Source organism: Pinirhizobacter soli, from assembly GCF_015905305.1.
Lineage (GTDB): Bacteria > Pseudomonadota > Gammaproteobacteria > Xanthomonadales > Rhodanobacteraceae > Pinirhizobacter > Pinirhizobacter soli.
This window is the reverse complement of sequence record NZ_JADZLQ010000001.1, coordinates 1,662,589-1,686,238: the sequence shown is the minus strand read 5'-3', so window position 1 is coordinate 1,686,238 and position 23,650 is coordinate 1,662,589. Positions and strand designations below refer to the sequence as shown.

Below are 23,650 nucleotides of genomic sequence, written 5' to 3'. Positions count from 1 at the left end.
GTTGGATTTGCAGGAATCTTCAGGCTACGCGGGGCGTATGGCATCTATGCGGCAACGTGGTTCAGGTTTCAGGCGGTGTCGCAAATGGCGATGAGACCGCCCTGAACTACCGCCCGGCGGTCCGTGGCGTGAGCTCATCGTCCGACCATCCGCCGCCCAGGTCGCCGATCAGCGTCACCGTATCCACCAGCTGCTGCTGGCGCAGGCTCAGCGCGTCCTGCGCCGTGCCCAGGGAAGTGGCCTGGGCGGCCGCCACGGTGGCGTAATCCACGGTGCCGGCACGGTACTCGTTGAGGGCCACCTCCGCCCCCTGGGCCGCATCGCTCACCGCGGCCGATTGCACCTGGGCCTGTTGGCCGAGGATGCGCAATCCGGAGAGGTCGTCCTCGACGTTCTGCAATGCCGTCAGCACGCTGCCGCGATAGTTGGCCACCGATGCCTCGTAGCCGGCCCGTGCGGCGGCCACCTGGCCATGGCGTGCCCCGCCATCAAGAAGGGTCTCATCGACGTCGGCACCCAGTGACCAGACATGATTGGCCACATGCAGCAGCCCCGCGAGCGGCGACTGCGAGAAGCCATCGGCCGCCGACAGGGAAATGCTGGGGTAGTAGGCGGCGATGGCCACGCCGATCGCCGCATTCTGGGCAGCCATCTGGCGCTCGGCGATGGCGACATCCGGACGGCGCTGCAGCAGCGTGGACGGCACGCCGGCAGGTATCACGGGCGTGGCCGGGAGCGTGCCGTCGTGGGGGATATCCAGGTCCTCCGGATTCATGCCAACCAGTACGGCAATCGCGTGGACGAACTGCGCGCGCGCCACGCCCAGCGCGATCAGGTTCGACTGGGCATTCTCCAACAGGGTGCGCGCGGTGATCACGTCCGACGGCGCGGCGGTGCCGGCGGCACCCTGGTTGCCGACCACCCGGGCCGCTTCCTTGTAGGTATCGACGGTTTTCGAAAGCAGGTCGGCGTTGGCGTCGGTGATGCGCAACTCGATGATCGCCGTGGCCAGGGCGGTCTGCTCGGACAAGGTGGCGTTGGCCAGGGTCGCCTGGCTGGCCTGCGCGGCGGCCGTGTTTTCCTCGATGCTGCGGCGGACGCGGCCCCACAGGTCCGGTGCCCAGCTGGCGCTGCCTTCAAGCGAGCCTGAGTTTTCGATCGATCCTGGATTGGCGCTTGCCGTGGTCGCCGCATTGCCGCGTCCGCTGCGCTGCCGGGTGGCGGAACCGGTAACGCCCAGGGTCGGGAACAGCGCGCTGCGCGCTACCTGCACCTCGGCCAGCGCCTGCTGGTAGTTGGCGTAGTTCAGGCGCACCGTCTGGTTGGATACCGAAACCATCGGCTCCAGGCGATCGATGAGCGGGTCGTGGAAGCCTGTCCACCAGTCGCCCTTGGGTGCCTCGGCGGCGGGTGCGGCCACCGTCCAGCCCGGCAGCTCCTTGAACGACGCGGGCATCTTCACCTGCGGGCGTTGGTAGTCGGGCCCCACCATGCAACCGCCGAGCATCACGGCTAGAGCAACGGAAAGGACTTTCAGGGTATGGCTCATGATTGTGCGCTCGCGTCGGACCGGTTCCAGGGCAGGCCGCCCGACCATGCGGCAAGCCTGGCGCGGAGGCGATCGAGGTAGAGATAGATCACCGGCGTGGTGTACAGGGTGAATACCTGGCTCAACACCAGGCCGCCCATGACGGTAATGCCCAACGGCTGGCGCAGCGACGCGCCCTGGCCCAGGCCGACGGCCAGCGGCACGGCGCCGAGCACGGCCGCCGCGGTGGTCATCATGATCGGCCGCAGGCGAAGCACGGCGGCGTCGTGGATGGCACGTGGTGCGTCCATGTGTTCGTCGCGCTGCAGGTGGATGGCCACGTCGATCATCATGATGGCGTTCTTCTTGACGATGCCGATCAACAGGATGATGCCGATCATCGCGATCACCGAGAACGGCGTGCCGAAGATCAACAAGGCAAGCGTGGCGCCGATGCCGGCCGAAGGCAGGGTGGACAGGATGGTTATCGGATGCACCGCGCTTTCGTACAGCATGCCGAGCACCAGGTACACGGCGGCCAGCGCGGCCAGCACCAGCAACGGCATGCTCGACATCGATTGCGAATAGGCTTGGGCGGCACCGGCGAAGGAGCCGTGGATGGACGCTGGCAGGTGCAACTCCTGCGATACCTGGTCGAGGGTCGCCGATGCCTGGCTCAACGACCCGCCAGCCGGCAGGTTGAAGGAAATCGTCGCGGCCACCAGGCCACTCTGGTGGCTGACCTGCGTGGCCGTGTGGTTGCTGGTGTACGAGGCCAGCGCCGGGAACGGCACCAGGGTTTCAGTCGAGGTGCTGTCGGCGCTGCCGCTGGAACTGCCGCCCTTGGCATTGGAAATGGCGTTGGTGAGCTGGTTGGCCTCGGCGTTCGCATTGAGCGCATTGGCCGGCGATGCGGACGATTTGGAGGTAGATACCACCGTCGCGGCAGTCGGCGCCTTGACCAACGCCTGCGACATCTGCGTCTGCGCCGTGCCCGAGGCATTGCCCGCGGCCGTGCTGAAGCGCATCCGGTCGAGCATCTGCGGATACTGCCAATAGGACGGCGCCACCTCCATCACCACGAAATACTGGTTGAGCGGGTTGTAGATGGTCGATACCGTGCGCTGGCCGAAGGCGTCGTACAGCACGCTGTCGATCTGGTTGGGCGCGAAGCCGTAGCGCGCCGCGGTGGCGCGGTCGACATTGACGTAGATCTGCAAGCCGTTCTGCTGCAGGTCGGAATTGACGTCCAGTACCTGGCCACGATCCTTGCTCAATGCGGTGACCAGTTTCGGCACCCAGGTGTACAGGGCCTCCGGATCGTCGCTGGTGAGCGTGTACTGGTATTCGGCCGCCGAGGAACGGCCGCCGATGCGAAGGTCCTGCGCCGCCTGCAGGAACAATCGCGCACCTGACACCGCATTGAGCTTCGGCCGCAGATGGTTCACCACTTCGGTGGCGCTCACGCCGCGTTCGGCCAGGGGTTTGAGTTCGATGAATACATTGGCCGTGTTCTGCGCGCGGCCGCCTGTGAAGCCCGCCACCGACGCCACGGCTGGATCTTTCTGGACGATGGACTGCAACTGCGCGAGCTTCTGCGCCATGGCCTGGAAGGAGATGCTCTGGTCGGCGATGATCTGTCCCTGCAGGATGCCGTTGTCCTGCTCGGGGAAGAACGTCGACGGCACCAGGCGTATCAGCGCCACGTTCAATACGATCAGGCCGATGAGCGTCAGGCCCACCAGTGCCGCATGGTCGAGCACCGCGGTCAGCGAGCGCGAATAAGCCTGTTTGAAGCGCTCGAACTGAGCCTCGTACCACACCGCCCAGCGCGCTTTCGAATGCACGGCACGGTTCTTGTCCAGGACGTACGCCGCCATGGTGGGCGTGATGGTGAGCGAGATCACCAGCGAGAACATGATCGCGATGGACAGCGTCACGGCGAATTCATGGAACAACAGACCCACGATGCCCGGCATCAGCAGGATCGGCAGGAACACCGCGATCAGCGACAGGCTCATCGAGATCACCGTGAAGCTCACTTCAGCACTGCCGCGAAGCGCAGCCTCGCGCGTGTCCATGCCCGATTCGACATGCCGCACGATGTTCTCCAGGACCACCACGGCGTCGTCGACCACGAAGCCGGTGCCGATGGTGAGCGCCATCAGCGAGAGATTGTCCAGGCTGTAGCCCAAGAGGTACATCGGGCCGAAGGTGCCGATGATCGACAGCGGCAGCGCCACGGCGGGCACCATGATCGACCTTGGCGATTGCAGGAAGACGAAGACCACACCGATCACCAGCAGCACGGCGATGAACAAGGTCTTCTGCGTGTCGTTGACCGCGGCATGCACCGATTCGGAGCGGTCCAGTGCCACGTCCAGGTGCACGTCGTGGGGCAGCACCGCCTGGATGTTGGGCAGCGCCTGGCGGATCTGCCCCACGGTCTTGACGATGTTGCCGCCGGGAATGGGAAAGACGATGACCAGCACCGCCGCCTTGCCATTATAGAGGCCGGCGTTGCGCAGGTTTTCGGCCGAATCCTGGATATCGGCGACATCGCGCAGCATCACCGGGGCGTTGTTGCGATAGGCGATGATCAGGTCGCGATAGGGCGCCGCCTTGCTGATCTGGTCGTTGGAGATCACCTCAAAGCGCTGGTCGCCCTGGTCGATGTGGCCCTTGGCGCTGTTGGCGTTGGCCGAGCTGATGGCCGCGCGTACGTCTTCAAGGCCGATGCCGTAGCTGTTGAGCTGGTCGGGCTGCAATTCCACCCGCACCGACGGTAGCGCGCTGCCTCCCAGGGTGATCTGGCCCACGCCATCCACCTGCGAAAGCTGCTGCTGGATCACCGAATTGGCCGAGTCGTAGAGCTGGGCCCGGGTGAGCGTTTCGGACGTGAGCGCCAGCACCATGATCGGTGCGTCCGACGGGTTGTACTGGCGGTAGGTGGGGTTGTTGCGCAAGGTGGTGGGAAGGTCCGCCCGGGCCGCCTGGAGCGCCGCCTGCACGTCGCGGGCGGCGCCGTTGATGTCGCGGTCGAGCCCGAACTGGATGGTGATCTGCGACGAACCCACCGAGCTGGTCGAGGTCATCTCCGACACATCGGCGATCGTGCCCAGCCGGCGCTCCAGTGGCGCTGCCACGGTGGAAGCCATGGTCGAAGGACTGCCGCCGGCCATGCTGGCCTGGACCACGATCACCGGATACGTGACATTGGGCAAAGGTGCCACCGGCAGATGGAAATACCCCAGCGCACCTGACAGCACGATGGCGACGGCCAAGAGGGTGGTCGCCACCGGGCGCCGGATGAAGACGCCGGGGATGTTCATGCCGCCGGTTCCACCGCTTCGCCCGGACGCTTGCGCCCTACGCGCTGCGCAAGACGATCAAAGAACAGGTACACCACGGGCGTGGTGAAAAGCGTCAGCACCTGGCTCAGGGCCAGGCCACCGATGATGGCAAGTCCCAGCGGCCGGCGCAGTTCCGAACCCGTGCCGCTACCTAGCAGCATCGGCAAGGCGCCGAGCATGGCGGCAAGCGTCGTCATCAGGATCGGACGGAAGCGCAACAGCGAAGCCTCGAAGATCGCTTCCGCCGGCGGCTTGCCGTGTTCGCGTTCGGCTTCCAGGGCGAAGTCGACGATCATGATCGCGTTTTTCTTCACGATGCCGATCAACAGCACGATGCCGATGATGCCGATCACGTCCAGGTCGTTGCCGGCGATCATCAGTGCAAGCAGGGCGCCGATGCCCGCCGATGGCAGGGTGGAGAGGATCGTCAGCGGATGGATGAAGCTTTCATAGAGCACGCCAAGCACGATATACACGGCCACCAGGGCAGCGATCAGCAGGTACACCTCGCTGGAGAGTGAGTCCTGGAACGCCTGGGCGGCACCCTGGAACGACGAGGTGATCGATGGTGGCAGATGCACCGCCTGCTCGGCGGTGTTGACCTCGTCCACGGCCTTGCTTAACGATGCATCGCGGGCCAGGTTGAAGGACACCGTCACCGCCGGGAACTGCGCCAGGTGGCTGACCACCAGCGGCGAACGGGTGACCTTGATCGCGGCAATGCCCTTCAGTTGCACCTGGCCGCTGCTGCCTGTCTGGCTGGGCAGGTAGATATTGCCCAGTGCCTCGAGCGACGGAATGCTCTCGGGCTTGGCCACCAGGATCACCCGGTACTGGCTGGACTGGTTGAAGATGGTCGAGACGATGCGCTGGCCCAGCGCATCGTAAAGCGCATTGTCGATCGTGGCGGGCGTGATGCCGTAGCGTGCCGCCAGTTGGCGGTTCACCTCCACGTCGACGCTCAGTCCATCGTTGTTAAGATCACTGGTGACATCGGTGATCGATGTGATCTGCTTCATGCGCTCCAGCAGCGCAGGCACGTATTGCTTGAAGGCATCCTGCGTGGGCCCGCGCAACACGAACTGGTACTGGTTCGGCGATACCGTGGTGTCGAGGGTAAGGTCCTGCTCCGGCTGCAGGAACAGCTTGATGCCCGGGATGTCTGCCACCTCCTTCTGCAGGCGGCGGGCAACGTCGGAAGCACGCTCCGACCGGTCGCCAATATCCTTGAGGTTGATCAGGAAGCGGCCGTTGTTGAGCGTGGTGTTGGTGCCGTCGATGCCCACGTATGAGGTAAGCCCGGTGACGTCGGGGTCCTTAAGGATGGCGTCGGCAAGCTGTGCCTGGCGGTCCACCATGGCCCGGTACGACACCGAATTGTCCGCGATGCTGATGCCCTCCAGCACGCCGACGTCCTGCACGGGGAACAGGCCCTTGGGGATCACCACATACAACACGGCGGTCAAGGCCACCGTGGCCAGGAATACCAGAAGCGTGGTGGTCTGGTGGCGCATCACCACGCGCAGGCCGCGCTCGTAGGCGGCCAGTGTCTTGTCGAACAGTCCTTCGCTCAAGCGCTCGAAGCGGCTCGGGCGGCGCTCGGATTGGGCGCGCAGGATGCGCGCGCAAAGCATCGGCACCAGCGTAAGAGACACCACGCCTGAAAGAACGATGGTGACGGCAAGCGTCACGGCGAATTCGTTGAACAGCCGTCCGATCACCCCGCCCATGAACAGCAGCGGGATCAGTACGGCGATCAGCGATACCGTCAGCGAAACGATGGTGAAGCCGATCTGCCCGGCGCCTTCCAGCGCCGCTTCCATCGGCGTGTGGCCTTCTTCCAGGTAGCGCACGATGTTCTCGATCATCACGATCGAGTCGTCCACGACGAAACCGGTGGCGATGATCAGCGCCATCAGCGAGAGGTTGTCGATCGAGTAGCCAAGCTGGTACATCACCGCCAGCGTGCCCACCAGCGATACCGGCACCGAGATGCTGGGGATGATCGTGGCCGGCAGGTTGCGCAGGAAGACGAAGATCACCAGCACCACCAGCACGATGGCCAGGACCAGTTCGAAGGCGGCATCGGCTACCGACGAGCGGATCACGCCGGTACTGTCGGCCACCACCTCAACTTTCATTCCTGCCGGCAGCGTCGACTCGAGCTGCGGCAATTCCTTCTTGATCTGGTCCACCGTGGCGATCACGTTGGCGCCCGGCTGGCGCTGCACGTTCAGCACGATGGCCTGGGTGCGGTCGTACCACGCGCCTTGCTCGGTGTTCTGCGCCGACTGGGTAACCCGGGCAACGTCGCGCAGGTACACCGGGGCGTTGTTCTGGTAGGCGATTACCGTAGCCAGATAGTCCTTCGGATCGGAGATCTGGTCATTGCCGTTGATGGTGTAGTCGAGCTTGGGGCCGTCGAAGTTGCCCTTGGGCTGGCTTACGTTGACGTTGGCGATCAGCGAGCGAAGATCGTCGATGTTGAGCCCGTACGCCGCCAGCTTCTGCGGGTCGGCCTCCACGCGGACGGCCGGGACGTTACCGCCGGCGGGTGTCACCAGGCCCACGCCTGGCACTTCGGAGATCTTCGCGCCCAGGCGGTTGTTGGCCACGTCCTGAAGCTGCGGCAGCGACATCGAGTTGGACGTCACGGCGAGGGTCAGGATCGGCTGGTCGGCCGGATTGACCTTGGCATAGGTCGGTGGCGCTGGCAGGCCCGAGGGCAGCAGGCTGTTGGAGGCGTTGATCGCTTCCTGCACGTTCTGTTCGGCAATATCCAGGTTCAGCGCAAGGTTGAACTGCAGCGTGATCACCGACGCCCCCGCGGAGCTGTTGGAGGTCATCTGCTGCAGCCCGGGGATCTGCCCAAGCTGTACCTCCAGCGGCGCGGTAACCGTCGTTGCCATCACCGACGGGCTGGCACCGGGATAGAACGTACGTATCTGGATCGTCGGGTAGTCGACGGCGGGAAGGGACGAGACCGGCAGGAAGCGCACCGCGACCACGCCCACCAGCACCAGGGCGATCATCAACAGCGACGTGGCCACGGGCCTGACGACGAACAGGCGGGAAATATTCATCGGTTAAGGAATAACCCGCCTAGGACGCCTGGGTGGACGGTGCCGCGCCGTGCGCATGCCTGCCGCCCTTGCGTGGCGCGTCGCCGGCTGACGATGCGCGAGCCGGAATGCCCGCACCCTGCGCGGACTTCGCCCCGGCGAGCCTGATCTTGGCGCCGTCACTCAGGCGGTCCATGCCGTCGGTGACCACGGCCTGGCCTGCCGTGAGGCCGGCCAGGATGACGGTGTCCTTGCCGTCGCTCGGCCCCAGCGTCACCTTGTGCACGGACACGCTCTGGTCGGCATTGACGAGGTAGACGTAGTCGCCGGGCGCGCCGCTAAGTACTGCCGGCGTCGGCACCAGTACGGCCTGGTGCAGCGTGTCCACCAGCAGGCGGATGTTGACGAATTCGTTGGGATAAAGCGTTTCGTCGTCGTTGGGGAAGCTCGCGCGCAGGCTGACGGTGCCGGTGCCGGTGGCCATCTGGTTGCCCAGCGCGTAAAGCGAGCCCGTGCCCACCTGCTTGCTGTTGTCGCTATTGAAGGCCGTGACGTTGAGCTTGTCCTGGCCATGGAAACGCTCGAGCACCTTGGCCAGTGAATTCTGCGGGATGGTGAATTGCACCGTGGTCGGCTTCATCTGGGTGATGGTGACGATGCCCGGCGATGTCGATTGAGTGACGTAGTTGCCCGGGTCCACCAGGCGCAGGCCCACGCGTCCGGCAATCGGCGCGGTGATGTGGCAGTAGGTCAGGTCCAGGTCGAACTGCGCGATGCTGGCGCGGTCGGCCTGCACGGCGGCTTCGTCCTGCTTCACGGTGAACTGCTGGTCAGCGAAGGTCTGTTCGGCAATCGACTTCTGCTGGTTCAATTGCGTGAAACGAGCGAGGTCCGCGCGCGCCTGCGCCAGGCTCGCCTGGTCCTTGGCCAACTGCGCCTGGGCCTGCTGCTTGTCGATTTCGTACTGGCGCGGATCGATCTGCGCGAGGAACTGGCCTTGGGCAACGTCCTGGCCTTCCTGGTAACCGACCTGGGTGAGGTAGCCGCTCAGCTGGGGCAGCACGTTGACCGTGGCGATCGGCGTGACCGTGCCCAGTTCGTCGAGCACCTCGGGCATGTCGCCGAGCCTTGCGGCGGCAGTACTTACCACCTGCGGCGGTGTACCGGGCCTTTCCTTCTTGCCACCCAGGACGTGGATGGTGATCAGTACCAGGACGATGATGATGACAATGGACAAAACCACGAGCCCGCGCCGTCGATGGAACGGCCGGGCTGCGTGCGGGGTACCACCACTCATGAAGGGTCTCCGTGTGCTCGCACCACGGTTAACGGCCCAGCGGCGGGTGTCGTTGACTACCGGCGGCGCCCACTGTCATGAATTATGTTTCATGCGGCGCCGGACGCCGGATGTGCTTGCCTTAAGGTTCGATGCGAATGCCCTTCCAGAACGCCACGCGGTGCGCAATCTGCCTGGCGGCGCTGGAGGGTTCCGGGTAGTACCAGGCGGCATTGGGATTGGTTTCGCCGTCCACCACCACGTCGTAGTAGCTCGCCGTGCCCTTCCAGGGACACACGGTGTGGTTGGAAGTTTCGCGAAAGAATTCCTTCCGCAGGGAGTCGGCCGGGAAGTAGTGGTTGTTCTCCACCACCACGGTATCGTCGCTTGTCGCAAGGACGGTGTCTTTCCAGATCGCGCGCATGGGGATCAACCTTCGGTTCGATAAAGATGAATCTTACGCGCGCCGCGTGAAGCGGGCATCAGGCGGCCAGGCGTTCGCCGGCGGCAAGGGCGGCGAAGTAGTCGGCGGTCAGGCGCAACTGTTCGCCCGCCGTCTCGGCACGATTCACCACCTGGCGGAAGGCGGCATTCTGCTCGCGGTCGCGGGCGTACCAGCCCAGGTGCTTCCGGGCGATGCGTACGCCCTGCAGTTCACCGTAGAAGGCGTAAAGCGCGTGCAAGTGCCCGCAGAGGATCGCGGCCACCTCGCCGGGTCCAGGCTCCGGCAGGTGTTCGCCGGTGGCCAGGAAGTGGACGATTTCCCGGAAGATCCATGGCCGTCCCTGCGCACCGCGGCCGATCATGACCGCATCGGCGCCGGTGACGTTGAGCACGTGACGGGCTTTTTCCGGGGTATCGATGTCGCCGTTGGCAAGCACCGGGATGCCCACCGCGCCCTTGACCGCGGCGATGGTGTCGTATTCGGCGAGGCCTTCATATTTGTCGGCGCGGGTGCGTCCGTGCACGGCGAGTGCGGCGATGCCGGCATCCTCGGCAATGCGGGCGATGGCGAGCGCGTTGCGGTTGTCGCGGTCCCAGCCGGTGCGGATCTTGAGCGTCACCGGCACATCCACCGCGGCTACCACCGCCTGGACGATGCGTGCCACCAGGGGTTCGTCCTGCAGCAGCGCGGATCCCGACCACACATTGCATACCTTCTTGGCCGGACACCCCATGTTGATGTCGATCAGCTGGGCACCGTTGGCCACGTTGAAGCGCGCGGCCTCGGCAAGCATCGCCGGGTCGTAGCCGGCGATCTGCACGCTCACAGGTTCCGGCTCGCCCTCGTGGTCCATGCGCCGCAGTGATTTCGCCGTATGCCACAGGCGTGGATCGGCGTTGGTCATTTCCGACACGGCCAGCCCCGCGCCCAGCTGCTTGCACAGCAGGCGAAAAGGCTTGTCGGTGACCCCGGCCATGGGCGCAAGCACCACGGGCGGATCGATGGCGTACGGGCCGATCTGCATCCGTCCATTGTAAGGCATGGGGTCGGAGTCACTACTTGCGACCCCCAACGGGCAGCTGGTGCCGGTCAATAGATGCCGGGCAAAAGCCTTTTGGTACGGGCGGCGTAGGCGGCCCAGCGGGGTCCGAAGGCCTCCGCCAGTACCGCTTCCTCGACATGGATGCGCCAGCCGAACACCGCCAGCGCCGGCAGCATGATGATCGCCAACGACAGCCAGTGGCCGATGCATAGGCCCAGGCCCAGGAACGCCAGCAGCGCGCCGGTGTAGGAGGGGTGGCGGACGAAACGATAAGGACCGGTATCCACCAGCGGCTGGTCGGCGGCAATCGCCACGTTCACGGTGAACCAGCGGCCCAGCCAGAGGATGGCAAACCATCGCAATGCGATGCCGCCCAGGGTAAGCGCAACGCCCAAGGGGTAGAGCACCTGGCTGGCCGGAAGCGAAGGACCCTGCCGGGAGAGTCCGAATGCGAAGAACAGCGCCACGCCGATCACTGTCCAGATCAGAGCGAGCGACGATCGATCCTTCGACGATGCATCGCCTTTGGATCGCTTGAACAGGGAAAGCCCCAGTTCGGAAACCCCGAACAGCGCTCCCAATACGTAGGCGGAATACCACATGTACTTGCCCCCTTTGCGGCACACTTGCCGCCAGGCGAGCTTATGCCGGTTTGCGGCCGGGTGGGCGACGCCGGCGTGCGCGCCAAAAAAGGAAGCCCGTCACCAGCAGGAAGCTGGGCATCAGGCCGGTGAGCGTGGCGACGATGCGCCAGGCCATGCCACCCACGGCGGCGGTGTGGATCGGATAGAGCGCGTTGTTGATGCGGGCGCCTTGTCCGGCGTTGCGGGCGTCGTCGCTTGCCACCACCTGGGCGGTGACCGGATCGATCCACAGGCTGCTGCGGCCCTCCGGATGCCACTCGCCGGGCTGGCGAATGCGAAGGGTGATCGGCATGCCGGGTTTATTGGGAAGCATGACGCGGCTGAATTCCGCCTCCGGCGCTGCGGCACGCGCGGCGGTAAAGACGGCCGGCCAGTTGATCGGGCCGGTGGCCGTACCCACGGCCGGCGGCTTGGTGGGCTTGGCGTCGTGGAAGACGGCAACCAGTCCATTTCGCACCGCGCCACGGTAAGCCATGGTGGTGCCGGTGCCGATCATCACCAGCAGCAGGGGCAGGGCTGAAAAACCGACCATGCGGTGCCAGCTGGCCCAGCGCAGGATGGGTGGCCGGGCGTGCGGCTTCAGGTGCGAAATCACGCGCCGGCGGCCGGGCCAATACAGCCAGGTACCGGAGATCAGCATCACCAGGCCCGCGATGGCCACGATGCCCAGGATCGTTTCACCCACTTCGCCCGATAGCAGTTTGGTGTGCCATCCCATCACCAGCAGCATGAAGTCGCTCGAGGCGTGGCGTGTCTCCAGGTATTGCCCCGTCCCGGCGTCGAAGTAGAGCTTGTCGCCGCCGCGTGCCGTGGCCTCGAACACCGGCATGTCGTCCGACGGCAGGGATATCCCGCGCAGTCCCTGGCCCTGCGGCAGCGCCAGCAGCCGGCCCAGTGCCGTGGCCTGCTGGGCAGGCGGCGGCAGCGGGCGGTCCACCAGTTCGTGGTGGGTTGCCTCAACGATGGGGTCTTCCCACAACAAGGTGGCCCCGGCCAGGGTCACCAGGGAAAGCACGACACCAAGGCTCAGGCCAATCCATAGATGGATGGTCTTGAGCAGCGAACGGGCGCGGCGGGGCCCGGTCATGCGCTCGGACCGGAAGGGCGAAGAAGGGAAGAAGTCATGCGGGCGAATCGGCGAAGGCGACTGTCCGCATGCTAGGTGAGAATCATTCTCATGGCAACGGCGAGGTTTCGCCGCAGTTTCTTGCGATCAAAGGCTGAATTGCGCAAAACGTCGCTGTATGAACACGTTAGGGTGATGCGCCCATCGGAGTTCCAAACACATGAGCCTTACCTCCCTGGTGTACGCGGATCGCTCTAGTCCGGGGTTCCACACAGCGATTGCATGCCGGATTGGTATCACCGCCCAATTGAAGACCATCGGTCCGGTGAGTGCCAATGGTCCGGTGTCCAGGTGGCAGCGCGACCACGACGTAGCGTCCGTGCATCCGCGAAAGATCGCGGCGCTCACGGCGAAGCTCGGTGACCCGTCGTGCCGCGATGCGCTCGGGATGATGGCAAATGCAGAGGCCTTTCATGCAGGCGAGTTGCCTCCCCGACCTGAGAACGAATACGAGAAGGACGACGCCGTCAGGTTCGTGAGAATGGCTGTTGCTTGGGAACGCCGATATGCCGGTACCGGCGGCGCGGTGATCGGCGCAGTGCTGCGTGATGCCGCAGACGAGGCAAGGCGAGCAGCCACACCGGCATCGCTCAGCTTGCGACGGCTGGCGGTAACGGCGGTGGTCGACCGATGCGCCGATGTCATCAGCGCCAGCGACGATCCGCAACGACAGCGGGTGGTACTGGATGCATTAACCCGCGAGGTTGCACCGCTTTGGGCGGAATTCGTGCTCGTTGGCAGGTTGAACGCCTTGCCCGCCGCGATGCGCCCGCTCATGCAACTTGTCGACCCACCCTCGGGCCGCGAGGCCAGGCAGCCTCGCGCCACCTGACCCCGCCACGAACGAACTCAGTGATCGTTACGCGCCAGTGCCCTGCCTGGCTGCGTATAGCTGACGACCCTGCCATTGCCGTAGTTGAGCCGCACGGGCTCGCCCGGCTGGTGCGGTACGGCGAGGCGGCCGGTGTGCCCGTTGCTTCTGACTGTTATGGCGACGCCTGGCGGTCGATTGTTGATGTTGACAAGCAACGCCCGGGTGTCAGGCCGCCGGGGCGTTCCGATGGCAGCCAACGGTGGCGTCACCACCTGGACGACCACGGGGCGGTTCCGGCGGAGCGGAATGGAGAGCACGGCGTCCCTTCCCTGAGCGACCACAGGTACCTCCGCCCGGCCGCTACGCTGATCGAAGCTGCTGCCAGGCGGCAGCATCACCGCATCGTTCTGGGTGGTGAGTTCCCCGCCGCCCTCCACTGCGTTTGGCAACGCACGATCGGCATTCGTAGCCTTCCTCGACCAGCCTGAGAATGGCCGCACTTGCGATACCGCTCGGGCTCGATCTGCCGGGGTCGATGCCAGACTGCGCCTGGGCGAGTCGACGTTTATCGCGTGCCAGGTGATCGGAGTCGAGGTCCCACGACTCGTCGTCCCAACCCTTGATGAGGGCGGCGTTATCGTCGTAGCCGTGGTGGGCCATGCGGATGACATCGGCCAGCTCCCTGACAGCTGCCTCGCGGGTTGATCGCGTAGGGGTATTGCAGGTGCTGTTGAGCGTCGCAGCGACGACGCTGGTGGTCGGGCTGTTGCTGGCAACAGGCACGGGGCTAGATGGCAAAGCGGGGGTCGCCTCGCTTGCGTTTAACATGTAACGCTCCTTGTTGCGAAGCGCCGGACATCATGTCCGGATCGCGCCGTGACGTTAACCCGGCGTCACCCGTCGCGATATCAGATTAAATCCACGATACGGTCAGAACGTTTGCTCAGAGTCCTTCAAGTACACCGGCGATAGTCGCCGTCATGAAGGTCGCGATCGACCCACCCAGGACCGCGCGCAAGCCCAGCCGGGCAAGGTCGCCACGGCGGCCTGGCGCCAGGCCGCCGATGCCGCCGATCTGGATGGCAATGGAGGAGAAGTTGGCGAAACCGCACAGGGCGTAGGTGGCGATCAGCCGGCTTTGCGGCAGCAGTTGGTCCAGGTGGCCGGCAAGGTCCGCATAGGCCACGAACTCGTTGATCACCACTTTCTGGCCGATGAAGCTGCCCACGAGGTTTGCGTCGCGCCAGGGCACGCCGATCAGCCACGCCACGGGCGAGAGCACCCAGCCGAAGATCGTCTCAAGGCTCAAGGCCACCGGGTGGCCTGCCTGCACGGTGAGCCAGTGGTTGATGCTGCCGTCACCGCCGAGGGTGCCGACCCACTGGATGGGCGCATTGACCAGGGCGATCAGCGCGATGAAGGCCAGCAACATGGCGCCGACGTTCATCGCCAGTTTCAGGCCATCGCCCGCGCCGTTGGCGGCAGCGTCGATGATGTTCGCGGTGGTCTTCTCCACTTCCATGCGTACGGTGCCGCGGGTGAGCGGTTCCTGGGTCTCGGGCACCAGGATCTTGGCCAGCACCATCGTCGCCGGCGCCGCCATGACCGACGCCGCCAGCAGGTGCTTGGCATAGAACACCTTCTGCACCGGGTCGTCGCCACCGAGCATGGACACATAGGCCGCCATCACGGAACCCGCGATGTGCGCCATGCCGCCGATCATCACCGTCATGAGCTCGGCCTGGGTCATGCGCTCGATGTAGGGCTTGATGGTCAGCGGGGCCTCGGTCTGGCCGATGAACACGCTGGCGCAGACGCTGGTGGTTTCGGCGCCCGACACGCGCATCACCTTGGTGATCAGCCACGCCATGCCCTTGACGATCTGCTGCATCACGCCGATGTGATACAGCACGCCGGTGAGGGCTGCGAAGAAGATGATGGTGGGCAGTACCTTCACCGCGAAGATCACGCCGAACTTCTGCGTGTCCAGCAAGGATCCGAAGATGAAGCGCGAGCCCACCTCGACATAGTCAAGCAGGCGCACGAAACCGGTGGCGATGGCGTCGAAGACGATGCGGCCCGCCGGCACCTTCAACACCACGAAGGCGAAAGCCACCTGCAACGCCACGCCAGTCACGACCAGTTTCCAGTCGACCTGACGCTTGTTGTTGGAGAAGGTAAAGGCGATCAGGACCAGTACGGCAAGTCCGAACAGGCCAAAACCGACGTGGCCGAGTGCTTCGAGCATCGAGATTCCCCGTGGCGGGAACGATCCCGGCACCATGCATAAAAACCGGCAGGTTAGAGGACGCGGTGTCCGGGAGCAAGGCGCGGCGCGGCACGCCGGGACCGCCTATCATGGCGTCCATGACCCTGTTCCTGACCATTGCCCTTGTCCAGCTGCTGGCGCTGATGAGCCCCGGCCCCGATTTCTTCTTCGTCTCCCAGATGGCGATCAGCCGCTCACGACGTGATGCCATGGCTGGTGTCGCCGGCATTGCGCTTGGCGTGGTGGTCTGGGCGACCCTGGCCCTGCTTGGCTTGCAGATCCTGTTGCATCGTCTAGCGTGGCTGGGGCGGTTACTTGCTGTTGCTGGTGGCCTTTACTTGTGCTGGATGGGCGTGCAGATGCTGCGCGGCGCGTTTGGGCCCACTCGGCCGGCGCAGGCGGTAGAGCTTGAATCCAACGCGATGGCGGCGCTGCGCCGTGGCCTGTTGACCAATCTGGCCAATCCCAAGGCGGCGGTGTATTTCGCCAGCATCTTTTCGGCCCTGGTGGGCAGTGGCGCCAGCGCCGGAACGCGCTGGGGCCTGCTGGTGCTGGTCTCGGTCGAGACCTTCGTTTGGTTTGCCGTAGTGGCGGCGATTTTCAGCTTGCCGGCCGTCCGACGCGGCTACCTGCGCGCGCGGCGATGGATTGACGGCGCCGCCGGCGCCGTCTTCATTGCGTTCGGCCTGACCTTGGTGTTCGACCGCCGACTGACCTGAGCTTAAGGCTAGAACGACAGCCGTACGCCCAGATTGCCTGCCCAGCCACGGAACCCGTGGCTGCCGATCGCAGTACGCCAGGTACCCTCGCCGTAGAGCTGCACGTTAGCCCTGGGGTTGGCCGCCAGCCCTGCGCCCACGCGCAACTGCCGTCCGGCGCGGCCGCCGGCTAGGGTCACGTCATCGCCCGGTGTGTCAAATACCGCATGGCCGCGACCTCCGGTGCTGCTGACGACATCCACGCGGGCGTACGGGATCAACCGGCCATGGGTGGTGCGCCGCAGCCGCGCGCCCAGGCGGGTGGTCAGTTGCTGCGCATCGCTGAGCGCAGCCACGACATTGTCCTTGTCGCGCAGTGGTTGGAAGGTAAGTGTCTGCCAGCTCACCTGCATCTGCGGCTCAAGCGACCAGTGCGCGCCCAGGCTGAACGGATAACCCGTCTCCACGGACAACAGGCGGCCATTGGCGCGCAGCCGCGCGACATCGCGACCGCGCAGATCCGTGTCCACGGCACCCCGATAACGTTGCGCCCCGACCACGGCATCGACATACCAGCCATCGTGGTGTTGCCAGGTGAGCCACGCGGAGAATCCTTGGGCGCTATAGCGTGTCTGGCTGACACCATCCGGTGCGCGTGGCGTGACGGTGGTCGTGCCCCGGTCGAGCGCCCATCCGGCGCGCAGGCTGTCGGCCTGATCTGTCAGATTTACGATGCTTCCACCGACCTGAAGCATCTGCGTCGACTGACGAAAACCGAAGCCGAAATCCATTGGCGCCACGTCCGACGCATAGTGTTGCCGGCTGCCTGTCTGGCGTGCGAATACCTCGCCCCGCGTGGCGGCGGGGTTGTTGCGGATCTCGCCGAGGCGGTCGTGGAGACCGTCGATGGCGCCAAGTCCATAGGCGAACAACGCTGTATGGGCGGCAAGGTAAGAGGGCACCTGCGGGACGACTATGGGGCGGCTGCCCTCGGGGATGAGCGGTCGGCCACCGCCTTCGGGAATGATGCTGCCGCCCGGTCCATCGGGTCCATCGGGTCCATCGGGGCCGCCCGGACCGCCCGGACCATCGGGACCATCGGGACCATCGGGACCGCCCGGACCATCCGGACCATCCGGACCATCCGGACCATCCGGACCATCCGGACCGCCCGGACCATCCGGACCGTCGGGACCATCCGGACCGCCATCATCACAATCGACAACGCAAACATAGGCATTGGCCAGCCGGTAATCCCAATTCAGCGTGCCACCATCAAGCAGGTTCTGGCTGGCATCGGTGCGTCCGGGTCCGAAGGCGTACAGCTTGTATTGCCACGGCCCTGCGGCGACGTAACCACCGCGAAGCGCGAAGGCATCCGCACGCGAATGGCCGCCCACCTGCACGATCGAGATACCCTCGTGGGGCTCGACAATGCCGTTGTGATTGCTGTCGGTAAGTGCACCGGGCCCGATCGATCGGATGTGCAGCGATGTCACGCCCGTCGTGCCGACATTGCCTTCTACCAGCAGCCGGTCGGTGTGTTGTCTGGCGATTGCGCCGCCCTCATCCAGGTGTGTCTGCAATGCCACCGTGCCACCGGATCCTGTCAGGTCACCCTCGATACGCAGGGCGCCAGGGGTGTCGTAGCCGTAGCCGGGCAGGTAGACGAATCCTTCGGAGAGATCCAGGCGCCCCACGCTTGAGTCACGGCCCAGCCACCAGGAACTTGCCGACGCCACCGACATGTCGCGGACGATATCGGTGCTGCCCGCCCAGTAGCTTCCGTTGGCAAGCGCCACCTCGACGTTGCGGGTGGTGCCCGACGAGCGAACGATGTCGCCGTGGCCGATGCTGCGGTCGAAGAAGATATCGGCCGAACTGGCATCACCCACCAGCAAGGCCAGCCGGCCGTCACCAAGTGCCGAACTGCTGTCGAGCATGCGCCAGCGTCCATCGCCCTCGACGGTGAGCGCCGCATGGTTGAAGGCGTGCATGGTCGAACGGGTCGATTCCACCAGCCCGCCGTCGCCCACGTGCACGGCGGCCGCGCCGTCGCCACGGGTGTTGATCGAACTATCGCTCATGGTGACGCTGGCGCCTTCACCCGTTGCCGATATGCCATGTGCCTGGTTGCCGGTGGTAGTGACGCTATTGTTGTTGATCTGCAGTTCCCCACCGTCGGCCCACGCACCCCTGGCCTGGGTGCCGGAAGTCCGGATCGTGTCGCTCGTCAATTCGATGCGTCCGTCGGTGCCGGCAACAGCGCCGTGGCTACCATTGCCTGATGTGGTGATCGTGCTGGCGACGACGGTAGTGGAAGCGTGCTCGGCACTGACGCCCGTGCTGCCCGTGCCCAGTGTGACGATCGACCCGATGTCGAAGTTCACCTGGCCACCGTCGCGTACGACCACGCCGTGGGCTTGGCTGCCTTCGGTAACGATCCCGTACGAAGGCGCCAGGATGATGGCGTCGGCACCACCGACCCAAAGCCCGGCGGCATCGTCCCCCAGCGTGCGGATAACGCCGCTGCCGCCCAGCACAATCAGGGAATTGGCATGGGCGACGGCCGCGTGGGCCGCGTGGCCCTGCGTGGTGATCGAGATATTCGACGTCGTGAGGCGACCGCCATTGAGCACGTACAACCCATAGCCGGTTGACGCCGGGTTGGTCGAGCCGTCCAACTGGGTGATGTAGTGGAAGCCGGGCGTACCCGTTTGCGAGCCGCCATCGACCACCAGGTTCCCCGTGGGTGGTATCAATTCGCGGGCTCCTGCAACACCGGGGCTGGCCAGTAGCGCGATGGCGATGGCGCAGGCGAGATGCGGATGGCGCATGCGATGACACGGCGTGCGGCCCCCGGCCACACGGTCTAGATGTTTGCTCATGATGACGTCCCTTGGTTTTGCCTGGCTGTGCACTGACGGCATGTAGTGCCGTACTGACAGACGAGAGGCGGACCTTAGGGAGTCGACTTGCTCATCGACATACGAAAATTCTGAATTGTCAGAATAGTTGGCGTAAGGGCCACATTTGCGCGAAACATGAAAGCGTCAGCTGCTTTCTACGATAAGAATAAAAAGTTTTTTGACTATCTTTGCTCTACTTCGAACGCCGCGCGATGCCAATGTGATGTCGGTTCGTTGACATCGCCATCGTAGGTAACCACGTCGAAGCGACAGGCAGCGCCGCCGTAGCCGCGCCCGGTTGCCAGGAAGTGGCGCGCGGCGCGCACGATGCGCTGCCGCTTGGCTGGTGTAATCGATGCCGCGGCGCCGCCGAAACGGTTGCTGGCGCGATAGCGCACTTCCACGAAAACCAGCTCGCGGCCGTCACGCATGATCAGGTCCACTTCGCCATCGCGCGTAAGGTAGTTGCGCGCCACGCACGTCAGCCCGTGCCCTTCAAGCATGCGGCAGGCCAGTGCTTCGAAGTGGTCGCCAGTAAGGCGGCGGCGGGTAGCCATGTCGTTCCCTCGACAGTTGGCCGGCATCCGTGCCGGCAACGGTGCAACTTATTGCGTGCTGGTGGAACTGTCCTCGATGCCCGACGCCGCGGGGGCGTCCATTTCCAGGCTGCCGGCGACGGGTCGGGCCAGCCCATCCTGGAAGCGGGCCCAGGTAAGCACGCGGCGCACGCGACCGAACTCGTCGGCGGTGAGCTGGCCGCTGGCGCCGGGCAGGTAACTGCCCACATGCGATCGCAGCCAGTCGAGGTAAGGCACCAGCGCCCAAGCATCCATGCCGAAGGCGAATAGCCGCGCGTTCACGCCACGCACGGTGGCCAGGCCCGCGGCAAGATCACCGCGCCGGGGCAGGCCAGGCTGTGCGTCGAACATCCACGGTGCGTCGCAGAACTCCACGCCGTCAAGATCCTTGTCGCTGGTGGCGTCGTCGACACCGGCATAGATGTGCGAAGTGCCGAAGACGGGTGCGGCGACCTTGGCCAGGTGCAACTGCGGCAGCAACAGGCGCGCCTGCTGCGGTTTCATGCTGATGAAGATGCCCGACCCTTCGGCGCTATCGATACCGCCGATCTGGTCGCTGAAATTCACCGCGCTCGCCTGCAGCGTGGTGGTGCGGGTGATCTTGCCGCCTCGTGCCGTGTATTCGGCGGCGAAGGCCTTGCCGGCGCGCGAAGCGAAATCGTCGCTGCTTAGCATGGCCACCGCCGAGGTGATGCCGCGATCGATCATGTGGTCGGCGACCTGGGCGCCTTCGGCTTCGGGCAGCAGGCCAAATTCGCTGGTGCCACCGGGGGGCAGTACGCGTTCGGTGGGGTGGTTCAGCGCCAGCACCGGCACGTTCAATGCGCCGCGACCGAACAGGGCGGCCACGCCGTCACGGTTGAGTGGTCCCACCACCAGGGTGGCACCATCCTTCACGGCCTGATCGTAGGCGCTCAGGGCATGGGCGGCGTCGCTGCCGCTGTCGTACACCTTCACGGTGGGTCGCGGTGCGCCGTTGCGGCCGGCGTCGAGGTAGGCGGCGAAGAATCCATCGCGAATGACGTTCCCGGCGCTTGATAACGGCCCGCTGGCAGGCAGCAGCAAGGCCACGGCGGTGGGCGCACGGTAGCCCTCGCGCACGCCCGGCTGGCCACCGGCGCCGACCGTGCCCACCGGCTGGGCAAGCTGGGCTGGTGCGCGGGCCACGGCCACGCCCAACTGGGTCTGCGCCTCGTGCACCCAAGGCTTCAGGCGATCGTCGGGCCCCAGCTTTGCGTCGGTGGCGGCCAGGTTGTCGGTGCCCATGGCGACAAGCTCCGCCAGGGCGAGCTTGCGGTTGTGCTCGCGATCGATGCCGGTGAGTGAATCATCCATGCCGATGCGCGTCTGCGCCGCGCTCCAGTGGTCGCCGCTGGCGGCCTGAGCGCGGGCACGCACCTCAAGCAGGCGCGCCTGCAGGCTCGGGGAAATCGGGTGTGCGGGATTGCCCACGAGCGACAGCGCGGTGGCCGGGTCGTTCCTGCGCAGCGCGAACTCCGCGCGCAATAGGTCGAAGCGGATGGAATCCTCGCCTTCCAGGTGGTTACGGCGGACGTCCGCAAGAGCCTGCTCGCTGCGGTCGAGTTTGCCGCCCTGGCGCCAGGATTCGGCGGCGAGCAGCTTGTAATAGTCGGAATACTGGGCATCCTGGCCGGCCAACGCCATGTAGGCATCGGCCGATTGCTCGAACTGGCCCCGCGTATACAGCGCCTGGGCGCGCTGGGCGCCGTCGTTGGCTGGAGGCGTGCGGGTGCCCGGCAACGGTACGCAGGCCAGCAACATCATCGAAAGCGCCACGGCCGCGGCCGGCAGGCGAAGCATGCGCATACGGATCAATTCCTCAGGCGGGGACCACTTCGAATTCACCGCCGATCATAGCCGAAGCGGTCGTTGGCCCGGTGCGAAGCCGCGCGCGTTGGCGCCGCGACGCGCCCAGCGCCTACACTGGTCGTTTCCGACGCCATCACCATCATGACCGGTTCCCTATATATCGTTGCCACGCCAATCGGAAATCGCGATGACATCACCGCGCGCGCCGTTCAGGTGCTGCGCAAGGTGACCGTGATCGCCGCCGAGGACACCCGGCATAGCCGCCCCTTGCTGCTGCACCATGGCATCGACACGGCGTTGATGACGGTCCACGACCACAACGAGCGCGATGCCGTGGACGGGGTGATCGCCCGGCTCAAGGCCGGTGACGACGTGGCGCTGATTTCCGATGCGGGCACGCCCCTGGTGAGCGATCCGGGCTTTCGCCTGGTCCGCGCCGTCCGCGCCGAAGGCCTGCGCGTAGTGCCCGTACCCGGGCCCTGCGCCGCCATCGCTGCGCTGTCGGTAGCCGGATTGCCCAGCGACCGCTTTGTCTTCGAAGGCTTCCTGGCGGCCAAGGCTTCAGCCCGGCGCACGCGGCTGCAAGCCCTCGCCACCGAAACGCGCACGATCATCTTCTATGAATCGGGCCATCGCATCGTCGAAGCCCTGGCCGACATGCGCGATGTTTTTGGCCCATCCCGCGCCGCGGTGCTGGCCCGCGAGCTGACCAAGATTTACGAAACCGTGATCGACGAGCCGCTCCAGTCCCTGGCCACGCGCGTGGCTGGCGATCCGGATCAGCAGAAGGGCGAATGCGTGGTGCTGGTGGCCGGGGCCGGGGATGATGCCGATGCCAGGCTTGTCGAAGGCAAGCGCGTATTCGCCTTGCTCCGCGAGGAATTGCCGGCTTCGCGCGCGGCCAAGCTGGCGGCGGCGATCACCGGCGCGCCGCGCAAGGAACTCTATGAGGCAGGCGATTGAGTCTGTAAATCGCCGCCCTGCCGACCTCAGGTTAAGCCGGGTGCTGTATCATCAATCCTGGAGTCGGCCGGACAGTCGCGTCCCGCGCAAGCGGATCGAGGAAAGTCCGGGCTCCATAGGGCAGGGTGCCAGGTAACTCCTGGGCGGCGTGAGCCGACGGCCAGTGCAACAGAGAGCAAACCGCCGATGGCCCCGCGAGGGGATCAGGTAAGGGTGAAATGGTGCGGTAAGAGCGCACCGCGTACGGGGCTAACGTCGTACGGCTAGGTAAACCCCACCCGGAGCAAGACCAAATAGGGGAACCATAACGCGGCCCGCGTTGTTCCCGGGTAGGTTGCTGGAGCCTGGCGGAGACGCCAGGCCGAGAAGAATGACTGTCGCGTCGCAAGGCGTACAGAACCCGGCTTATAGGCTGACTCCACCAACGCAAGGCGAAGGGGCGACGTGCAAACGTCGCTCCTTCTTTTTTGTGATCTGAAAATCAAAAAAACCCGCTGATTCAACCACCTCACGCACCTTCCTGAGAAACGTCCCGAAATAGGGATGAACGCAGCCTTTCTCATTGATTCACAAGTAAAAATCGCTTGACAGTCTCATGAGGCGAGACTATCGTGGGCCCCAGTGGAAAAACGTGGAAAATAGTGGAGCTGTCTCGTGTTCCAAGGTGAAACCGCCATCACGGTCGACGACAAGGGTCGACTGACGATCCCGACGTCGTATCGCGACACGGTGGCGGCTGACTGCGGGAACCGACTGGTGGTCGCCTACAACCCGTTCGAAACAGGCTGCCTGTGGATTTTCCCCTTCCAGGAATGGGAGAAGGTCCGCGACCAGGTCAACGCGCTACCCACGGTCAAGGCCGTCCACCGGGCCTTGCAGATGAAGCTGGTGGGTGCGGCGGCCATCGTGGAGCCCGACGGCGCTGCCAGGTTCCTGCTCCCGGCAAGCCAGCGCGCAGCGGCAGGCATCGAGAAAAAAGCCGTACTGCTCGGCATGGGCAATAAGTTCGAACTGTGGAGCGAGCAAGCGCACCTGGCGAAGATCCGCCAGACCATCGGCGAAGACGAGATCAGCGACGACATGGCCGATTTGCGCTTGTAGGAAATCAATCGA

The 23,650-nt window shown here is 65.0% G+C and carries 17 protein-coding genes and 1 other RNA gene; 5 read left to right on the top strand and 13 right to left on the bottom strand.

Annotated elements, in window-relative coordinates:
• Nucleotides 1-106 precede the first annotated feature (106 nt).
• The 8 genes from NDK18_RS07335 to NDK18_RS07300 form a co-directional block, all read right to left on the bottom strand.
• Complete coding sequence (locus NDK18_RS07335) at nucleotides 107-1,549, bottom strand: efflux transporter outer membrane subunit (protein ID WP_250627422.1); 1,443 nt, start codon at nucleotides 1,547-1,549, stop codon at nucleotides 107-109.
• On the bottom strand, nucleotides 1,546-4,860 hold the full coding sequence (locus NDK18_RS07330; RefSeq protein WP_250627421.1) for an efflux RND transporter permease subunit: 3,315 nt from the start codon (nucleotides 4,858-4,860) through the stop codon (nucleotides 1,546-1,548). The genes NDK18_RS07335 and NDK18_RS07330 overlap by 4 nt, the downstream gene beginning before the upstream one ends.
• Entirely contained in the window at nucleotides 4,857-7,964 is a 3,108-nt protein-coding gene (locus NDK18_RS07325) for an efflux RND transporter permease subunit (RefSeq protein WP_250627420.1), read from the bottom strand. The genes NDK18_RS07330 and NDK18_RS07325 overlap by 4 nt, the downstream gene beginning before the upstream one ends.
• Nucleotides 7,965-7,983: 19 nt before the next feature.
• Complete coding sequence (locus NDK18_RS07320) at nucleotides 7,984-9,240, bottom strand: efflux RND transporter periplasmic adaptor subunit (RefSeq protein WP_250627419.1); 1,257 nt, start codon at nucleotides 9,238-9,240, stop codon at nucleotides 7,984-7,986.
• A gap of 121 nt (nucleotides 9,241-9,361) precedes the next feature.
• Nucleotides 9,362-9,643 carry a DUF427 domain-containing protein gene (locus NDK18_RS07315; RefSeq protein WP_250624949.1) on the bottom strand — a complete coding sequence of 94 codons (282 nt, stop codon included), beginning with the start codon at nucleotides 9,641-9,643 and terminating at the stop codon, nucleotides 9,362-9,364.
• Nucleotides 9,644-9,701: 58 nt separating this feature from the next.
• Entirely contained in the window at nucleotides 9,702-10,688 is a 987-nt protein-coding gene (gene dusB, locus NDK18_RS07310; RefSeq protein WP_250624950.1) for a tRNA dihydrouridine synthase DusB, read from the bottom strand.
• 65 nt (nucleotides 10,689-10,753) lie between these two features.
• Nucleotides 10,754-11,308 (bottom strand): methyltransferase family protein, encoded by a 555-nt coding sequence (locus NDK18_RS07305; protein WP_250627418.1) that lies wholly within the window; start codon nucleotides 11,306-11,308, stop codon nucleotides 10,754-10,756.
• Between the two features lie 40 nt (nucleotides 11,309-11,348).
• Nucleotides 11,349-12,437 carry a PepSY-associated TM helix domain-containing protein gene (locus NDK18_RS07300; RefSeq protein WP_250627417.1) on the bottom strand — a complete coding sequence of 363 codons (1,089 nt, stop codon included), beginning with the start codon at nucleotides 12,435-12,437 and terminating at the stop codon, nucleotides 11,349-11,351.
• Nucleotides 12,438-12,636: 199 nt separating this feature from the next.
• Between NDK18_RS07300 and NDK18_RS07295 the strand changes: the two genes are divergently transcribed.
• Nucleotides 12,637-13,308, top strand: a complete 672-nt coding sequence (locus NDK18_RS07295) for a hypothetical protein (RefSeq protein ID WP_250627416.1) — start codon at nucleotides 12,637-12,639, stop codon at nucleotides 13,306-13,308.
• Nucleotides 13,309-13,325: 17 nt separating this feature from the next.
• Here NDK18_RS07295 and NDK18_RS07290 read toward each other — a convergent pair whose 3' ends face one another.
• Together NDK18_RS07290 and NDK18_RS07285 are read right to left on the bottom strand one after the other, a co-directional pair.
• Nucleotides 13,326-13,739, bottom strand: a complete 414-nt coding sequence (locus NDK18_RS07290) for a hypothetical protein (protein ID WP_250627415.1) — start codon at nucleotides 13,737-13,739, stop codon at nucleotides 13,326-13,328.
• A gap of 494 nt (nucleotides 13,740-14,233) precedes the next feature.
• Nucleotides 14,234-15,538, bottom strand: coding sequence for a NupC/NupG family nucleoside CNT transporter (locus NDK18_RS07285; protein WP_250627414.1), 1,305 nt, complete (start codon nucleotides 15,536-15,538; stop codon nucleotides 14,234-14,236).
• 110 nt (nucleotides 15,539-15,648) lie between these two features.
• On the opposite strand from NDK18_RS07285, the gene NDK18_RS07280 reads away from it, so the two are divergent.
• Entirely contained in the window at nucleotides 15,649-16,278 is a 630-nt protein-coding gene (locus tag NDK18_RS07280; RefSeq protein ID WP_345777070.1) for a LysE family transporter, read from the top strand.
• 8 nt (nucleotides 16,279-16,286) lie between these two features.
• Here NDK18_RS07280 and NDK18_RS07275 read toward each other — a convergent pair whose 3' ends face one another.
• The 3 genes from NDK18_RS07275 to NDK18_RS07265 all read right to left on the bottom strand — a co-directional run bounded on the left by NDK18_RS07275 (nucleotide 16,287) and on the right by NDK18_RS07265 (nucleotide 21,571).
• Nucleotides 16,287-19,145 (bottom strand): autotransporter family protein, encoded by a 2,859-nt coding sequence (locus NDK18_RS07275; RefSeq protein WP_250627413.1) that lies wholly within the window; start codon nucleotides 19,143-19,145, stop codon nucleotides 16,287-16,289.
• A 203-nt stretch (nucleotides 19,146-19,348) separates the two neighbouring features.
• Entirely contained in the window at nucleotides 19,349-19,723 is a 375-nt protein-coding gene (locus NDK18_RS07270; RefSeq protein ID WP_284692068.1) for a YraN family protein, read from the bottom strand.
• Between the two features lie 48 nt (nucleotides 19,724-19,771).
• Complete coding sequence (locus NDK18_RS07265; RefSeq protein ID WP_250624957.1) at nucleotides 19,772-21,571, bottom strand: penicillin-binding protein activator; 1,800 nt, start codon at nucleotides 21,569-21,571, stop codon at nucleotides 19,772-19,774.
• Between the two features lie 144 nt (nucleotides 21,572-21,715).
• Here NDK18_RS07265 and rsmI point away from each other — a divergent pair, with 144 nt between their 5' ends.
• From rsmI to mraZ, 3 genes are all read left to right on the top strand, one after another.
• The gene (gene rsmI, locus NDK18_RS07260; RefSeq protein ID WP_250627412.1) at nucleotides 21,716-22,537 is read left to right on the top strand and encodes a 16S rRNA (cytidine(1402)-2'-O)-methyltransferase; all 822 of its coding nucleotides are present in this window, start codon (nucleotides 21,716-21,718) and stop codon (nucleotides 22,535-22,537) included.
• Nucleotides 22,538-22,596: 59 nt separating this feature from the next.
• Nucleotides 22,597-22,961: RNase P RNA component class A (rnpB, locus tag NDK18_RS07255), an RNA gene on the top strand.
• Between the two features lie 230 nt (nucleotides 22,962-23,191).
• The gene (mraZ, locus tag NDK18_RS07250) at nucleotides 23,192-23,638 is read left to right on the top strand and encodes a division/cell wall cluster transcriptional repressor MraZ (protein WP_250624959.1); all 447 of its coding nucleotides are present in this window, start codon (nucleotides 23,192-23,194) and stop codon (nucleotides 23,636-23,638) included.
• Nucleotides 23,639-23,650 lie beyond the last annotated feature (12 nt).

What these genes read in the sequence shown, in the direction of transcription:
- NDK18_RS07335 (WP_250627422.1), bottom strand. Translation starts at nt 1,549, where the DNA reads ATGAGCCATACCCTGAAAGTCCTTTCCGTTGCTCTAGCCGTGATGCTC.
- NDK18_RS07330 (WP_250627421.1), bottom strand. Translation starts at nt 4,860, where the DNA reads ATGAACATCCCCGGCGTCTTCATCCGGCGCCCGGTGGCGACCACCCTC.
- NDK18_RS07325 (WP_250627420.1), bottom strand. Translation starts at nt 7,964, where the DNA reads ATGAATATTTCCCGCCTGTTCGTCGTCAGGCCCGTGGCCACGTCGCTG.
- NDK18_RS07320 (WP_250627419.1), bottom strand. Translation starts at nt 9,240, where the DNA reads ATGAGTGGTGGTACCCCGCACGCAGCCCGGCCGTTCCATCGACGGCGC.
- NDK18_RS07315 (WP_250624949.1), bottom strand. Translation starts at nt 9,643, where the DNA reads ATGCGCGCGATCTGGAAAGACACCGTCCTTGCGACAAGCGACGATACC.
- dusB (WP_250624950.1), bottom strand. Translation starts at nt 10,688, where the DNA reads ATGCAGATCGGCCCGTACGCCATCGATCCGCCCGTGGTGCTTGCGCCC.
- NDK18_RS07305 (WP_250627418.1), bottom strand. Translation starts at nt 11,308, where the DNA reads ATGTGGTATTCCGCCTACGTATTGGGAGCGCTGTTCGGGGTTTCCGAA.
- NDK18_RS07300 (WP_250627417.1), bottom strand. Translation starts at nt 12,437, where the DNA reads ATGACCGGGCCCCGCCGCGCCCGTTCGCTGCTCAAGACCATCCATCTA.
- NDK18_RS07295 (WP_250627416.1), top strand. Translation starts at nt 12,637, where the DNA reads ATGAGCCTTACCTCCCTGGTGTACGCGGATCGCTCTAGTCCGGGGTTC.
- NDK18_RS07285 (WP_250627414.1), bottom strand. Translation starts at nt 15,538, where the DNA reads ATGCTCGAAGCACTCGGCCACGTCGGTTTTGGCCTGTTCGGACTTGCC.
- NDK18_RS07280 (WP_345777070.1), top strand. Translation starts at nt 15,649, where the DNA reads ATGGCGTCCATGACCCTGTTCCTGACCATTGCCCTTGTCCAGCTGCTG.
- NDK18_RS07275 (WP_250627413.1), bottom strand. Translation starts at nt 19,145, where the DNA reads ATGAGCAAACATCTAGACCGTGTGGCCGGGGGCCGCACGCCGTGTCAT.
- NDK18_RS07270 (WP_284692068.1), bottom strand. Translation starts at nt 19,723, where the DNA reads ATGGCTACCCGCCGCCGCCTTACTGGCGACCACTTCGAAGCACTGGCC.
- NDK18_RS07265 (WP_250624957.1), bottom strand. Translation starts at nt 21,571, where the DNA reads ATGCGCATGCTTCGCCTGCCGGCCGCGGCCGTGGCGCTTTCGATGATG.
- rsmI (WP_250627412.1), top strand. Translation starts at nt 21,716, where the DNA reads ATGACCGGTTCCCTATATATCGTTGCCACGCCAATCGGAAATCGCGAT.